The organism is Azospirillum tabaci (genome assembly GCF_014596085.1).
GTDB classification, from domain to species: Bacteria; Pseudomonadota; Alphaproteobacteria; order Azospirillales; family Azospirillaceae; genus Azospirillum; species Azospirillum tabaci.
In genome coordinates this window covers 1-15055 of sequence record NZ_JACCJY010000057.1, presented here as the reverse complement: position 1 = coordinate 15055, position 15055 = coordinate 1, and the positions used below count along the sequence as shown (strand labels likewise).

Annotated in this window: 7 protein-coding genes and 1 pseudogene; 3 read left to right on the top strand and 5 right to left on the bottom strand. The window is 66.4% G+C overall.

What is annotated here, in order from left to right; all coding sequences use genetic code 11:
- The first annotated feature begins 206 nt into the window (after positions 1-206).
- From H0B54_RS28975 to H0B54_RS28965, 3 genes are read left to right on the top strand one after another with little or no spacing between them, the layout of a single operon-like run.
- Complete coding sequence (locus H0B54_RS28975; RefSeq protein WP_188263220.1) at positions 207-2915, top strand: glycosyltransferase; 2709 nt, start codon at positions 207-209, stop codon at positions 2913-2915.
- 8 nt (positions 2916-2923) lie between these two features.
- Entirely contained in the window at positions 2924-3313 is a 390-nt protein-coding gene (locus H0B54_RS28970; RefSeq protein WP_188263219.1) for a hypothetical protein, read from the top strand.
- Positions 3310-4125 carry a glycosyltransferase family 2 protein gene (locus H0B54_RS28965; protein WP_188263218.1) on the top strand — a complete coding sequence of 272 codons (816 nt, stop codon included), beginning with the start codon at positions 3310-3312 and terminating at the stop codon, positions 4123-4125. Before H0B54_RS28970 ends, H0B54_RS28965 begins: the two co-directional genes overlap by 4 nt.
- Positions 4126-4237: 112 nt before the next feature.
- Here H0B54_RS28965 and H0B54_RS28960 read toward each other — a convergent pair whose 3' ends face one another.
- The 5 genes and pseudogenes from H0B54_RS28960 to H0B54_RS28920 all read right to left on the bottom strand — a co-directional run bounded on the left by H0B54_RS28960 (position 4238) and on the right by H0B54_RS28920 (position 14784).
- Positions 4238-8452: a glycosyltransferase gene (locus tag H0B54_RS28960; RefSeq protein ID WP_188263217.1), complete on the bottom strand. Its 4215-nt coding sequence runs from the start codon at positions 8450-8452 to the stop codon at positions 4238-4240.
- Positions 8449-10047 carry a class I SAM-dependent methyltransferase gene (locus tag H0B54_RS28955; RefSeq protein ID WP_188263216.1) on the bottom strand — a complete coding sequence of 533 codons (1599 nt, stop codon included), beginning with the start codon at positions 10045-10047 and terminating at the stop codon, positions 8449-8451. The genes H0B54_RS28960 and H0B54_RS28955 overlap by 4 nt, the downstream gene beginning before the upstream one ends.
- A 139-nt stretch (positions 10048-10186) precedes the next feature.
- Positions 10187-14158 carry a beta strand repeat-containing protein gene (locus H0B54_RS30115; RefSeq protein WP_281390138.1) on the bottom strand — a complete coding sequence of 1324 codons (3972 nt, stop codon included), beginning with the start codon at positions 14156-14158 and terminating at the stop codon, positions 10187-10189.
- A 171-nt stretch (positions 14159-14329) separates the two neighbouring features.
- A pseudogene (locus tag H0B54_RS30605) lies at positions 14330-14476 on the bottom strand (hypothetical protein); the annotation flags it as partial.
- Positions 14477-14619: 143 nt separating this feature from the next.
- Positions 14620-14784 (bottom strand): hypothetical protein, encoded by a 165-nt coding sequence (locus H0B54_RS28920; protein ID WP_188263215.1) that lies wholly within the window; start codon positions 14782-14784, stop codon positions 14620-14622.
- Positions 14785-15055: the final 271 nt, after the last annotated feature.

Sequence of the window (15055 nt, the reverse complement as noted above, 5' to 3'; positions counted from 1 at the left end):
GCTCGCAGGGCACCGGCGCGCTGTCCCTGTGGGCCATGAACGGAACCTCCGTCCAGTCCGCTCAGACGCTGTCGGCCACCCCGCAGACCGATTGGAAGCTCCTATGAGATGAACGATGCGGAGACAAGGCGCGCGCCGGTGAACAAACGTCCAGAAGCTTGCCTCATCCAGCTTGAATGGAAGCTGGCTATCAAAGAAAATCTATCATGACTCTGCAAAATCACGAAGTCGCGCCACTTCTTATTGCCTTGCATCACACCACCGGGATCAATGTCCTGTCAGCGAATGGGCGATCGTCCAAGCCTGTCACTGATCTGGATGTCGGCACGATACTTGCGTTCCGGTCGTCTTTGCCTGAGGGGATGAGTGAAGAAATCGCTCACCGCTTCCTAATCGGCAATCCGGCGTCCGTCGCACCGCTCGTGTATTTGATCACCTCGGCTCTGATCGAAGGTGATCTTCCGGCTGCGGCCAAGCTGCTGCGCGTTGCGACTCTGTATGCGCCGAAGCATCCGGGCATCAGCCTGCTTCACGCGTTCGCCGCGTGTCAGCGCGGTGACCTCGTCCGCATGACGGGATGCCTCAGCCGAGCGGCTCAACAGTCGGCGAGCAACGAATCATTGCTGGATTTCACGCAGCATTTCCTTCGCGGCATGCTCATCCGCGCAAACGCCGCTCCACCCGCGCGTCTGGGCATGATTGCCTACCAGCGCGGCGGGCAGGTCACCATCGCCGTTGCCGTTCCGGGCCGCAGGCCCCCCTTCGAGGTGAAAATCGCCATCACGCACCGGGCAACCCGGAGGACGGTTCCGGTTCCCCTGAAGGAGTGGACCTTCCTGGAGGGGTTCACGCTCCTGCTTGGCGAGTTCTCGCTGCCCATGGAGGTGAGCGTCAACCACCCCTGTGGCATTGCCTTCGCCGACGACGGGACGAGCTTCGTCAACGCTCCGCTGGCCCCGCTGTCCGACGATGTGGAAATCGGGATTCATGCCGTTCGCCTGCCGGCGCTCCCTGCTCCATCCCGACCCGTCGAGCCGGCGGCACCGATGTCCGTGGACATCATCATCCCGGTTTACCAGCGTCCCGACCTCCTCGACCGGCTGCTGACCACCCTGCTGATCGATCTGCCGGACGCAAGGATCGAACGGCTGATCATCATCGACGACGCGAGCGACCCCTTTACCGCGCGCTACCTCGAGGGGTTGGGCGAGGTGTTGGGACGCAAGTTCATCCTGCTGCGCAATCGCGAGAACCTGGGGTTCCTGGAAAGCTGCAACCGCGCCTTCTCCGCGTCCCAGGCCCCATTTGTCATCCTGCTGAACTCCGACATCGAACTGCCCGCCGGCTGGCTCGACCGGATGATGGCGCCCTTCGTTCATGATGCCTCGATCGGATTGGTCACACCGCTGGCCACCTCGGGCGCCAACCTCACGGTCAATCTGCGGCCAGGACAGGATTGGCGCGAGGCCGACGCCATCGCCGCCCAACGCAGCCCCCGCTATGCCGACGCATGCACCGCCATTGGCTACTGCCTCGCCATCCGGCGGACGGCCCTGCCAACAGGGCCGCTGTTCGACCCTGCATACGCCCATGGCTACGGCGAGGATTCCGACCTGCATTATCGGGTCAAGAGCCGCGGCGCGCGGTCGGTCATCTGCGACAATCTGGTGGTCCACCATCATGGTTCGGCCAGCTATCTGCTCCAGCCCGATCTGTCGCGAATCCAGGCGCGGAACCGGCGGGTGTTCTTCTCCCGCTGGGGACAGACTCACATCGCCGAGGAGTTGAGCTACAATCTGTCCGGCTCGCTCCGGCACCTCATGGACCGGCATGGGAACTTCAACGCCCTGATGGCGAACCAGTCGGTGGACGTCCTGTTCATCCTGCCCACCGATGCACTGCAGTACGGTGGGGTCCGCGCGACGGTCAGCTTGGTGGAGTTCCTTGTGGCGCGAGGATGGAACGCCAAGATCCTCTGCCTGACGGAGTCCGAGCAGATCGCGTTGTCCTGGAGGGGGGGCGTGCGGCCCTACGTCGACCTCAATCATGTGCTGCGCGACATCACTGAACTGACGCTGGTGGTTCCGACCTGCATCGACACCATTGAAACGGCGCGCCTGCTGAGCAGCCATTTCAAGGCTCCCATCCTTTGGTTCCTGCAGGGGCCGGAGGCATATTTCGACGGTGGAAAGACATTCCCGGCGTTTCGCGACGCATTGCGCGATGTCGACCACATCGTCTGCGTGTCAGACTATCTCAAGAATTTTGTCCGCACCCTGTCCGGGCGATCGGTTGCGACGATCCCGTTCGGGCCCAACCCGCTCGTCTTCTACCCTCGCACAGGAAAGCCGCGGCGGCCCCGTTCGATCGCCATGTCCATACCGGGCAGCGTCGAAAAGGGTGCGGGCTTGGCCCTTCCGGTCGCCGAAGTGCTGCGGGAGCAGGGCTTCTCCCTCTCCTTCTTCGGCAAACGGACCGATACGGCCGAAGCGCTGGCCGGGTTTGGCGAGGTGCACGGCTTCCTCGAACCAGCGAAGATGGCGCAGCTCTTCTCGCAGGTCGAATATTACCTCGACTTCTCTCTGTACGAGGGGTTGGGGCTGCTTCCGCTTGAGGCGGCCTTCTGCGGCGCCGTTCCGGTCATGACGCGCAAGGGGGCACCGGAAACCATTTTCACGCACGCCCAGGACGCTGTCTTCATCGACAACTTCCTGGACATCGAGACGGTTGCGCGCACCATTGCCGGGATTGACCAACCAAGCCTGGAAGACCTGCGCCGGGGCGGGCAAGCACTCGTGCGCCGGGTCGGCGAGCAGCGGGGTTATGCCGCCTTCGAGTCCTGCTTGAAGGGATTGGGCTTGACGCCTCAGGGCCCAGGACGTGGCCTGCTGTATCAATGCCCCAAACAGGAGTGAGCGTACCGATGCATGACCTTAAAACGGAGGGCGCGGTCGGGTGTCTCGATCTGCTGACTCCCGATCGATTGGAAGGATGGGCTTGGCGTCCCGGACAACCTGACCAGCCCGTCACCGTGCAATTGCTGCTGGACGGCTGGATCGTGCGCAGCGTCGACGCGACGCAGTATCGACCCGACCTGGAGCAAGCGGGCATCGGCGATGGGCGTCATGGCTTTGTTCTTCCCATCCTGCCACAGGACATGGCGCAGCGACCACGCACTTTGAAGGTGGCTCTCAACGACGTGGTCGTTGAGAACTTCTCCGTCCCCATCGCCAATCTCAACGTGATGGACACCGACACTGCGACGAGATTGCTTTTCGGGGCGTTGTTTGCGCAGCGAGGGCAAGGGGCATGACATTGGGCGGAATGCTGGGAATTGGTGTCGTCACCCACCGGCGCCCGGCGGCGCTGGCGGCGCTGCTCGATGCGTTGCGACGGACGACGCATGGAGAGTACACCCTCGTTGTTGCCGACGACGGCAGCGGTGACGAGACGCTCGATGTCTGTCGGCAGGCGGGTGTCCCCTACGTCACGGGGATGAACCGGGGAGTGGCCTGGAACAAGAACCGTGCCCTCCACTGGCTGCTCGGGCGCGGGTGCACCCGGTTCGTCCTTCTGGAGGACGACACGGGGATAACGGAAGACGGCTGGAACGGATCGTGGATCGAAGCCATCGACCGTTGGCATCACATCAACTGGATGGGCGCTTCACACATTGGCTTCGTGACCGAGGGGATGTTCTTCGGTGGTGGGGGAACCCCGGAGGATCCCTATGTGTGCGAGTACCTGCACGGCCTCTGCATGGCATTCTCGCTGCGCTCGCTGGCCGAGGTCGGGTTCTACGACACCCGCTTTAAAGGGTACGGCTTCGAACACCTGGACCTTACACTGCGCAACCGCCGCGCCGGATTTGGCGTACGGGAGATCGAGCGGCCCGGGGGCAGCATTTCTTCCTTCGTCATGATTCCCGGTGGGCTGACCATCCTCGCCATGGAGTCCGGTGCCGATATGATCGCGGTGGAGCGAAACCGCGCCATTTTCCATTCACTCCAGGGAGCCCCGATCTACCGACTGCCCTGGCAGGACGACACCGAAAGGCGGCTGTTGGAATCCGAAACCGGGGTGCTCCTTACCCTGCCGGGCCAGGGGGCGGGAGCTGGGCGGTAATCCGGCTGAAGCGATTGGCGGGGCCGGCGACGGCTCCTCAAGGCGTCGGTCGTAATGTGTCGGACTTTACACCCGACGGTATGTGGCGCCATCCGGTCTGCATGGATGCAGGTCAATGCGAAGCTACGTCCCCGCGGGCGCTGAACGGGGTTGCCACATCGACCGGGCTCCGCTCTATGATGCCCGCTCCCGGATCATCGTCCGTCCGGCACCGGAAGCAATCCGCACCAGGGGACAGGTTCTCGTTGTGAACGGACTCCGGATCGAGGCGCTCACCCCAATGGCGGAGGAAACGCCCGACATCCTGCGGATCGGCGTGAGCAAGAACGGCCACGTTGAATTTTCCCGGTGCGTCCAGAAGGGCAACCGCGCTTGACACGACAGCGCAGGTTCCGCCGTCCCCCCGCAACCGCATTTGAAGGTCCAGCAGATCGAGCGAACTGCGGTAGGTCTCTGCCTGCTGCCCCCAACCGCTGCGCATCACGGCGTCACGTCGAGCGAGAAGACACAACTCATCCAACAGGGCAACGTGATGGCTGAAAGCGAGCCGGCCGAAATAACCCGGACTGAGCGCGGACGCGCCGTGGCCGACCCGCCAAGCCAAGACACGGCGGTCTGGCAGCAGGCCGCAACTGACCAGTTGCCCGGCTCCGTCGACAAGCTTGGGTCCGGCCGCCGCCACGCTGGTGTTCACCATGAAGCGGACCAGTTCGTCGAGCCAGTCCAACTGGTCGAAGCGCACGGCCGAATGGCAGAACAGGAAAAACGCGCCCTCCGCCGCGTCGGCGAGTCGAGCCCGTGCCGCGGGCGTTCCCGCTCCTGCCGCACCGCCCGACGGTATCTTCGCTGCGACCGAACCGACCGGAACTTCGCGACCGTCTTCGCCGATGCGGAGCGCCGTGCCGTCAGGCTGGTGCAACAGAATTTCCACCCGCAGCCGCCGGCCAAGGAAGGTGATCTGCTCCCGCATCGCGCGGCCGGCTGCCGCGTCCGCCGCGTCGCCAAGGATGATGCTGACCAGAGGCGGCGATGCCGGGGGCGCCCAGAGCACCCGGTAGCCACCCTGCGATCTGAGCGCCGTCACACGGCAGCCGGGATGGATTTGGTCGAGATGGTCCTGAACCGCCCGGCAGCCGGCCGCCATGGCATAGGGCTTGGCATCGATCGAAAGCGCCGTGGAGTTTTTTCCGACACGCCAATGATAGAGCACCGCCGGGATGTGCACCGCGCGCGGCGGCGCGCCGCTGGTCGGTCGCCGCATGACGCGCAACGCCAGATCGTGATCCTGCGCGCCTTCATAGCCGACGCGGAAGCCGCCGACAGCCAGCATGGCATCGCGTCGGAACACGCCGAGGTGGGAAACGGCGTTCTGATGCAGCATCAGAATAGGGTCCCAACCCTTCTTGAAGCAGGGGGAAAACCGCCGTCCGGCGCCGGTCAGACGATCCTCGTCGGAAAAGACGATGTCGGGCCGGCCTTCCCGCCGCACGGTGTCGGCGACCAGCAGCAGCGCATTTGGGGCCAATTCATCGTCCTGGTCGAGAAGCACCACGTAATCGCCGGTCGCGAGCGCGAGAGCGCTGTTGCTGGCCGCCGAAATGTGCCCGCGCTCCGGCCGCACCACCATGCGAACCCGCGGGTCCTCCGCCGCACGGCGCGCCAACAGGGCGGCGATGTCCGGATCTCCGGAGGCGTCGTCGGCGATGCACAGCTCCCAATTCGAGTGACTCTGGCGCCGCACGCTGTCGATGGCGCGCTCAAGGTCGTCCGGAACCGCCCTGTAAACCGGCAGGACGACGGAAAAGCGCACGGTCGTCGCCTCATCAAGGGCAGAAGCCCGCCGTTGCAGCCGGCGGTCGGCCGCAGCGATCCAGGCGATCGAGTTTGGTCTTTCCGGAGCGCTGTCGCCAAGAACCGCCCGCCGCTGCCGTTCGACCTCCGCCGGTCCCGGAGCCCCCGTGCCGTCGGCGAGGTCCAGGTTGCGCACGGCCGCCTCCTGGTCGATCACGCTGACGCGGTGCGGAATGGACAGTGTTTGGAACACGGCCCGTGCGAAAGCCAGCCCGCGCGCGGGCTCCACGTGCCCAACCGCGGCAAGGACATCGGCCAGATGACCAGCGCGCCACGCCGTATCGAGCAAAGCCGCCCATAGATCGGCCCGATGCGGTGTGTGTAGGCAGGCCGTGAACAGCGCCGCCACGGCCCGGCTCCCCTGGCCCAGCGCCTCGCACACGGCGGCCAAGCTGCGGCTGCTCTCCAGAAAATCCGGACGCTTCGCCAGCAGGCCCTCGTAGGTGCGGCGTGCTTCATCCAGGAGCCCGGTGCGGGCCTGCAGATTGCCCAGATTGTGGAGGTGCTCGGCGCGGGTGGGATCGAGTCTGACAGCGGTCCGCATCAACAACTCGGCGACGGCCCGCGCCCCCGACCGCTCGGCGCACAGCGCAAGAACGGCGGCGGCGGCGGCGGCCATTGGCCGGGGGGAGGCCGGGTCGGCGAGCACGGCCAGAGCAGCCTGCGCGGCCTCGGCGTTCCGGCCGTCGTCGCAGGAGCGCCGGGCGGTCTCCATTCTCCGCAACCGCCGGTCCGGACCCGCCTCGGCCGGTAGGGGTTGGGCGGAATCGGCGGGGCGTGGACGGACGCCGTCGACATCGGCCTCCCGTCCGTCATCGCCCTCCAGCCAGGGACGGGCAACCCGCGGCGGAAAGGCGAACGCACCATCGAGCAGGGCGATGCTCAGGTTCGGGTTGTGGTAGTGGTCCGGCTTTGCGACCAAGTTCCACCGGGCGACAAGGCGGTGCAGTTCCCGCCGCCCCCGCTCGTCCACCATCCCGGCACCCGCCGCCCGACGCGACACCGATTCATGGTGGATGAGCATCGCCTCCGGCAGGTAGAGCGACGCCAGTCCGCGCGACGCCAGCCGCAAGCACAGGTCGACGTCGTTGAAGTTGACGGCGAAGGCCTCCTCGTCGAAGCCGCCGACGGACAGGAAGCGGGACCGCTCCACCACCATGCAGGCGGCGGTCACCGCAGAGACTTCCTGGCGCAGGCCGGCGAGATCACCGTGCCCGTCGGAACCGGCCGGGACACGCAGGTGCAGATGGGTGGCCCCCGAAGCCCCGGTGAGCAGGACACCCCCGTGCTGGACCGATCCGTCCGGGTAAAGCAGCCGTGCACCGACTGCCCCGATGTCCGGGCGAAGCGCGTGCCGGGCCATCGTTGTCAGCCACCCCTCCGCCACGCCCTCGGTGTCGTCGTTGAGGAAGCAGAGCGTCCGGCCATTGGCGCGCGCCGCGGCGGCGTTCATCATGCGCGCGAAATTGAAGGGCTCCGGCCAGTCCAGGATGATGGTGCGGCCGGTGGGCGCCACGGTCTCCACCATCTTCCGGTAGTCGGGCGAACGGCTGTTGTCGACGATGATCAACTCGATCGCCGTCCGCGGGTTGAGGCGGACCAAGCTATCCACGCAGGCGCGCAGCAACGCCTCCTGGTCGTGGGTTGGGATGATGACGGAAACCGTCCCGACGTCGGCGGCTGCCGGCAACGGGAAGGACGCGTCCGGCAAGCGGCGGCGTCGCGGCAGCGCCGCTTCGGACAGGGCGTGATGCAGCACATGTGGGATGTGGACCACGCCGCCACGTGGCGCCGTCGCGGCAAGGCGCGCGACCCGCGCCCGCACGCCCGCCCCCGCAAAGGTTGGCAGCGCCGCCGCGCGGACCGCGCAGCAGCCGGCCATCAGGTCCAACTCAGCGTACAGATCACGGCTGAAGGCCGGCTTGAAGAAGGGGCTTATGCGGCGGCCATCGGCGGTGATCCGGTCCTCGTCGCCATAGAACAGGACGGCCTCCGGATGCGTCCGCGCCGCCTCCGCAAACAGGTAGGACGCGTGCGGCCGCAGGCGCGCCTGCGGGTGCAGGAGAATGAGAAGATCCGCATCCACCGTGCCTGGATGGAGATCGTCGCCGCCGACCGTAAGGACACGCAGCGACGGGAGCGCGGGATCGGCGGACCGCCGGGCGAGCCAAGCCATCTCCGGCACCCCAAGCCGGTCGTAACGCTGCACCCACGCGCCGTAGTCGTCGGGGGCGGGCAGGTCGTCCAGGCCGACAACCGCGTCATGCGCGGCAAGCGCAGCCCATCCATCAGCGGCGAGGCAGGCCAGGAACGCGCGCCCGCAGCGCCGACAGACACCGGTCGTCCAGTCCGGCGCGTGTGCGTCTCCAATGCATCCGACGGCGGCGTGCGGGCCGGCCGCGCCGCAGACCGGGCAGAGCGTGTCGACCGGCGCCAGGCCATCGCGCAGTGCCGGTGTCCCGACGCGGCGGGTCATGGCCGCTTCCCACCGCCGGCTCCCCGCCGCGCCGCGTCCTCGTCGCGCCAGCGGCAGGCGAGGTCGCGCGCCCGTGCAACGCGCGGCGCGTCCTCCGGCAGCGTTGCCGCGACCAGGGGTGACAGGCGGCGCGCTGCGTCCTCCTGCCCAGATTCGGCCAGTCCCGCGAAGACGCGGAACGCCAGTTCCACCCGCAACTCCGGCGGCATCACGGCGTCGGGCGGAGCATCCGTCGCCAGGGCGGCGTGTAGCCGGCGTTCGGCCTCTTCCGGCCAGCGGCGGGTCAGCATTTGAGCGGCGTAGACACGGGCTTCCCACCCTATGCGCGCCGTATCGCCATCGTCGGCGCCGATGCGGCGCAGCGCCGTGCGGGCACGGTCGGCGACGAGCGCGGCCGCTTCGAACAGGCGCCCGGCCCGTGCCGGATCGTCCTCCCGCCGCCAAGCCAGGATTCCTTGCCACAGCAACAGTCCGGGAAGGCAAAAGGGCGCCTTGTCATGGTAGGCGTCCGGTGTGGCGTCCGGCGGCGGGGCGGCCAGGATCGCATCCGGGTTGGCCAGTTCGATGCCCCAGCGGGCGCGGACCGCTTCCGCGACGTCCCTTCCGACGGACAGCGCCGCGGCGATGGCCCCGGTCTGGGTGGCGCGACGCAAAATCCTCTGGCGCAGGCCGAGCCCCAGCGGGTGGCTGGCCGCAAAGTCACCGGCACGGCGCGCCAGATAGGCGTCGTACAGCGCATGCCCCTGCGGCTGCAGCGGATCGGGCAAGGTGGTGTCGTTCACACCGGCCACGGCGAACAGAGTCGCCGGCGTCTCCACCACCATGAAAGCCGTAAATCCGGCCCGGTGAAGCAGGCGCTCCAGCCCGGCGCGGGAAAACAACGTGACGTGGTGCCCGATGCTCAACGCCGGAACCAACACGGCGAGCGAAGTGTGCCGGTTCACAGCCGCGGCGTTTGGCGTCGACAGCAGGAGCGCTCCGCCCGGCGCCAGCCTCGCCCGCAGGGACGCCGCCATCCCCTGCGGATCGTGGACGTGTTCAATCACCTCGCTCGCGAAGATGAGGTCGTAGGGCTCCTCTCCAACGGCCGGAACCGGTGGAAGCAGGCTGTGCGAGATCGGCAGACCGAGCGTTGCGGCCCCCGTCCGGGCCAGCGGACCGGGATCGACACCCCGGGCATCCCACCCGAACATTGTCCGGGCAATGTCCAACGAGAAGCCGAAGCCGCACCCGACATCCAGAAAGCGGCGCACCCGCCGCTGCTCAACACCGCCCAACTGGCCGGCCATGGACAGCAACCCCGCGCCCTGTTCAAGGTAGAACGCAACGGCCAGCGCGTCGCAACCCGGCGCCGCCCCGCCCTCGAATGGCGCCGCGTCGGGCGTTGGTGGGGGATCGGATGGCGCAGGATGTCCGTCGAGGAGCGTGGGGCAGACCAATGATCTGCAAGTGGCACAGGCATGCACCGGAAATCCGCCCGAGGGCAGAGCGGGACCAATGGCGGTCACCACATGGCGCATGGCGCCGGCGTGCCCGCAGGCGGGACAGGATGCGGACAGGACCGCGTTCCCACCCCAGTTCAACTCGAACGCCATTCCGATGTCCCGTGGCCTCGATGTCGGTCCGGAGGTCGTCGCTGCTGGACCGCGGAGGGTGAGACACTGTCCCTATCCGCAGTCCGATTCTAGCAGCATCGTCGTCCGAATTCCCTCCTGACGTCAGGAAGCCGGAGACTTACAACAGCGTCCAATCGTTCTTCGGCGTGGTCGAGACCATCTGGGCCGACTGAACGTTGGTGCCGTTCATGGTCCACAGCGACAGGGCGCCGGTGCTTTGCGAGCGCCACAGGATGTCGGTCTGCCCATCGCCGCTGAAGTCGTCGAGTTTGGCGATCCGCCAGTCGGTGGAGCCGGGATCGCCCACTGGTTGCACCTTGAACACGCTGGTGCCGTGCATCTCCCACAGCGACATGATGCCCGTGGAGGCGGACCGCCACAGGATGTCGGTCTGGCCATCGCCGGTGAAGTCGGCGGTCCCCGCGATGAGCCAGTCGGTCGAACCGGGGTCGCCGACCACGCTCACTTGGGAGACCTGGGTGCCGTTCATCGTCCACAGCGACATGTTGCCCGCCGAAGCCGAGCGCCACAGGATGTCGGCTTGTCCGTCGCCCGAAAAGTCCTGCACCGCGGCGACCTGCCAGTCGGTCGAGCCGGGGTCACCGACCGGCGTCACCGCGGACACCCCGCCCTGTCCGTTCATCGTCCACAGCGACATGATCCCCGTCGATTGCGAGCGCCACAGGATATCGGTCTGGCCGTCACCGCTGAAGTCCTGCGTTGCCGCGATCTTCCAGTCGGTTGAACCGGGATCGCCGACCGGCGTCACCGCCGCCACGCCACCTTGGCCGTCCATCGTCCACAGCGACATGATCCCGGCCGACTGCGAGCGCCACAGGATGTCCGCCTTACCATCGCCGCTGAAGTCGGCGAAGCCAGCCGGCTGCCAATCCGCCGAACCGGTGCTGCCGATGACCGTTTCCATCGCCGCGGCGCCGTTCATCGACCACAGGGTCAGACTGCCCTGGCCGTCCTGCCAGATCAGGTCGCCATGGCCGTTGCCGTCCACGTCCAGCCGTATGGCCGAACTCGGCGTCGCGAAGTCGCCGTCGGCAAAACGCAGGGTCTCCACGCCGCTCAGCAGATCGGAGCCTTCGACCCCGGACAGGTCGGTCACGATGATCGCGCCGCCGGGCGCGCCCTTGATCGAATAATTGCCGGAAACGCCGGCGAACACGGCGATGTCGGTGCCGGCTCCGCCGACGAGCGTATCGTTGCCGGAGCCGCCGACCAGCGTGTCGCTGCCGGTGCCGCCGTCCAGCCGGTCGTTGCCGTTGCCGCCCAGCAGGGAGTCGTTGCCATCCCATCCGACGATGGTGTCGTTGCCAGCGGTTCCGTTCAGCGTGTCGTTGCCGATCGTTCCCACAAGCCCCTCCACAGGCGGCAGCAACGAGGAGCGGATCAGAACGCCCGACCCCGCCGAGGTCTCCACCAGCGTATCCGATGGGTAGGACAGGTAAGCCGACATGGCCCCATCCGTGAGGCCGTCACCATTCGTGTCGAACGCGATGGTGAAGCTGTAACCGGAGTAAGAGGCGCGGAACTGGGCGTTGCCGGTCGCGCTGAACGCGGCGGAACCGACGAAGGTGGCCCCGAGAGCCGAGAAATCGAGACGGTCGCTCCCAGAGGTGTCGGATATGTAGTCGCCATAGGCGTCGGCGGCGCTGCTGTAAAGGTAGACGTCGTCGCCGGACGAGCCGTAGAGGATGTCGTTGCCCGCACCGCCGATGAGCGTGTCGTTTCCGACACTTCCATCGAGCGTGTCGTTGCCGGCATTGCCGATCAGCACATCGTCACCCGACGAACCGCTCAGCGAATCGTTCGCGACATCGCCCGTCAGCGTGTCGTTGCCGGGCGTTCCCGTGAGATTCCGGGTCTGCGTGACCAGGATGCCGGAGCCGGCGGCCGTTTCCGCCAAGGCCGGCCCTCCGGTCAAGGTGAGCACCCCATCCGACAGGCCGTCGCCGTTCGCATCGACGTAGAGGGAGGTCGATCCTAGAAACTGGACCGCCCACATCTGCGCATGGCCGGTGTTGGACGCCACGTAGGAGTTCGTAAAGGTGCCGAGGAAGGTGGCGCCGAGAGCCGAAAGGTCGATGCGGTCGGTGTGGTTCAGGTCGAAGATGGTATCGCCGGCAAGGTCGGTCACGCTTCCGAAGACAAAGCTGTCCGATCCGTTTCCGCCGAACAGGCTGTCGTTGCCAGTCCCAGCAATCAACGTGTCGTCGCCCAGATCACCGAACAGTGTGTCGTTGCCGGCCCCGCCGAGCAGGCTGTCGTTGCCAGTGCCGCCGAGCAGGCTGTCGTTGCCGGCCCCGCCGTCGAGCGTATCGTCGCCATCCAGGCCATAGATCGTGTCGACGGCGACGTTGCCGACGAGGCTGTCGGCCCCCGACGTCCCTGTTTGGCTGCGGTCCAGGGTGATGAGCACGCCGGAACCGGCCGGTTCCTCGACCAGGGACGTGATGTTGCCGTATAGCGTCAGGCTCGCGTCGGCCGTGCCGTCCCCGTTCACATCGACGCTGACCGTCGTCGTCCAATTGTAGTTGGATGCGGGCGTGTAACGGATCTGGGCTGTTCCGCCGGCAGTGAAGCTGCCCGTCCCGATGAACTGGGCGTTCAGGGCCGACAGGTCGAGACGGTCCCCGTAGCTGAAATCGCCGATGCGATCGCCCGTGACGTTGTCCACGCCGCTGTAGCGGAAGGTGTCGTTGCCGCTGCCGCCGTTGAGGTAATCGCTGCCGGCCCCGCCGTCGAGCGTATCGTCACCGTTGCCGCCGGACAGGCTGTCCGTCCCGGCACCACCGATCAGCAGGTCGGCGCCCAGCCCGCCGTTGAGGTAATCGTTGCCGAGCCCACCGACCAGCGTGTCGTTCCCGTCTCCACCGTCGATGGAATCGTTGCCGACGTCGCCGGTCAGGCTGTCGTCCCCCGAGGTCCCGTTGATTTGGCGGTTCGGCGTCAGCAGCACGCCGTTCCCGGTCACCTCCTCCGTCAGGGCGTGGTCTCCGGAGATGGTCAGCGACGCGTCCGCGACGCCATCGCCGTTGGAGTCGACCAAGACCGTCGTGACGTATCCACCGCCCACGTAACGGATCTCCGCCGAACCCGTACCGGAAAAATTGCCGGACCCGATGAAGCGGGCACCCAATCCCGACAGGTCGAGGCGATCGCCGTGGGTCAGGTCCGCGATCGAATCGCCGGCAATGTCGGTGGCGGCGCTGTAACGGAAGGTGTCGTTGCCGCTGCCGCCGTTGAGATAATCGTTGCCGGCCCCGCCGTCGAGCGTGTCGTTGCCGTTGCCACCGGACAGGCTGTCCGTCCCGGCACCGCCGATCAGCAGATCGGCGCCCAGCCCGCCGTTGAGGTAATCGTTGCCGAGCCCGCCGACCAGCGTGTCGTTCCCGTCTCCGCCGTTGAGGTAATCGCTGCCGACATCACCGGTCAGGCTGTCGTCGCCGTTGCCGCCAGTCAGTGAGAGGGACTGGGTGATGAAGATTCCCGAACCGGTCGTCTCCTCCACAAGGCCCGGCTGGTTGTTCAGGAAGAGCGTGGCGTCGATCCGGCCGTCGCCGTTGGCGTCGACGGCGAGGACGGTAAGGTTACCCGCCGTGTAGGTTCGGATCTGTGCCTGCCCGTTCGCGGACGTCGCGCTGTTGCCGACGTAAGTCGCATGCAGGGCCGACAGGTCAAGACGGTCGCCCGCCGTGAAATCGGTGATCAAGTCGCCGGCAATGTCCCCGACGCTCGTGTAGAGGAAGCTGTCGTTGCCGAGGCCACCGCTCAGGCTGTCCCCGCCGGCCCCGCCGATCAGCAGGTCGGCGCCCAGCCCGCCCAGAAGAACATCGGGCGCCCAGCCGCCCACGAGCGTGTCATCGCCGGCACCACCGTCGAGCGTGTCGGTCGCGTAGCCGCCGAGCAGCCGGTCGTTACCGTCCGTACCGGCCAAGCGCTGGCTCTGCGTCAGGAAGATGCCCGAATGCGGTGCTTCCTCCACCAGCGCATGCTGACCGACGATCATCGCGGTCGCGTCGACCGTCCCGTCGCCGTTGCCGTCGACGTACAGATAGGTGTTCCCGCCACTGGTCATCGAAGCAACCTGCGCTTCGCCGCCACCGGAAAAATACAAGGTATTGCCGATGTACCGGGCATGAAGCGCCGACAGATCCAGACGATCGCCAGACGCGAAGTCGAAGATCACATCGCCGGAGAGATCGTTCGTATTGGCGAATTGAAAGGTATCGTTGCTATCACCGCCGGTCAGGCTGTCCGCGCCGGCGCCGCCGATCAGCAGGTCGGCCCCGAGATCGCCGACCAGCATGTCCATCCCGCCACCCCCGATCAGCGTATCGCCGGCGGCACCCGCATGCAGAGTGTCCGAACCTTCGGTCCCCTGGAAAACGGCCATCGCACTCTCTCCGCCACATACGATTTTGAATAGGCTCCTACATTTGCAATTCTATGGAGTCAATCTTTCAATAACTTTTCTGCTTTTGCGGCATCAAGAAGGTTCTGCAGCTGATAGGTTGACGAAGAGATGGTCCGCATGCCTCAGGAGGAGTGAAGCGTGCTGGATTCCGGATGCTCGACCATCCGAGCGACCGGAGGCGTCATGACGAAACAGGCATTGCCCACATACGCCTTGAACTCCGCGAGCGCGCGGTGCGGATGGTGTTCGGACACGCCGGGGAGCATGCAGCGACCGAGCGGCGCCATGTTCCCGATTTCACCTGCCGCCCCAGCGGGCTGACTCAATCGTGGCGTGACTGGATCAACTCCGCCTCCGGGAAATTAGACTTGGTTCAGACAGGCCGTTATCCAATCGCCCGCTTAGGGTTCAATCGGGCTGGTCAGCATTGAAATCCGCTCCGTCCCAAGGGTTACAGCAGCCTCCAATCGGTCTGCGGGGTGGCCGACAGCGTCTGAGCGGACTGGACGGAGGTTCCGTTCATGGCCCACAGGGACAGCGCGCCGGTGCCCTGCGAGC

What these genes read in the sequence shown, in the direction of transcription:
- H0B54_RS28965 (WP_188263218.1), top strand. Translation starts at nt 3,310, where the DNA reads ATGACATTGGGCGGAATGCTGGGAATTGGTGTCGTCACCCACCGGCGC.
- H0B54_RS28975 (WP_188263220.1), top strand. Translation starts at nt 207, where the DNA reads ATGACTCTGCAAAATCACGAAGTCGCGCCACTTCTTATTGCCTTGCAT.
- H0B54_RS28960 (WP_188263217.1), bottom strand. Translation starts at nt 8,452, where the DNA reads ATGACCCGCCGCGTCGGGACACCGGCACTGCGCGATGGCCTGGCGCCG.
- H0B54_RS28955 (WP_188263216.1), bottom strand. Translation starts at nt 10,047, where the DNA reads ATGGCGTTCGAGTTGAACTGGGGTGGGAACGCGGTCCTGTCCGCATCC.
- H0B54_RS28920 (WP_188263215.1), bottom strand. Translation starts at nt 14,784, where the DNA reads ATGGCGCCGCTCGGTCGCTGCATGCTCCCCGGCGTGTCCGAACACCAT.
- H0B54_RS28970 (WP_188263219.1), top strand. Translation starts at nt 2,924, where the DNA reads ATGCATGACCTTAAAACGGAGGGCGCGGTCGGGTGTCTCGATCTGCTG.
- H0B54_RS30115 (WP_281390138.1), bottom strand. Translation starts at nt 14,158, where the DNA reads ATGACCAGTGGCGGGAACACCTATCTGTACGTCGACGGCAACGGCGAC.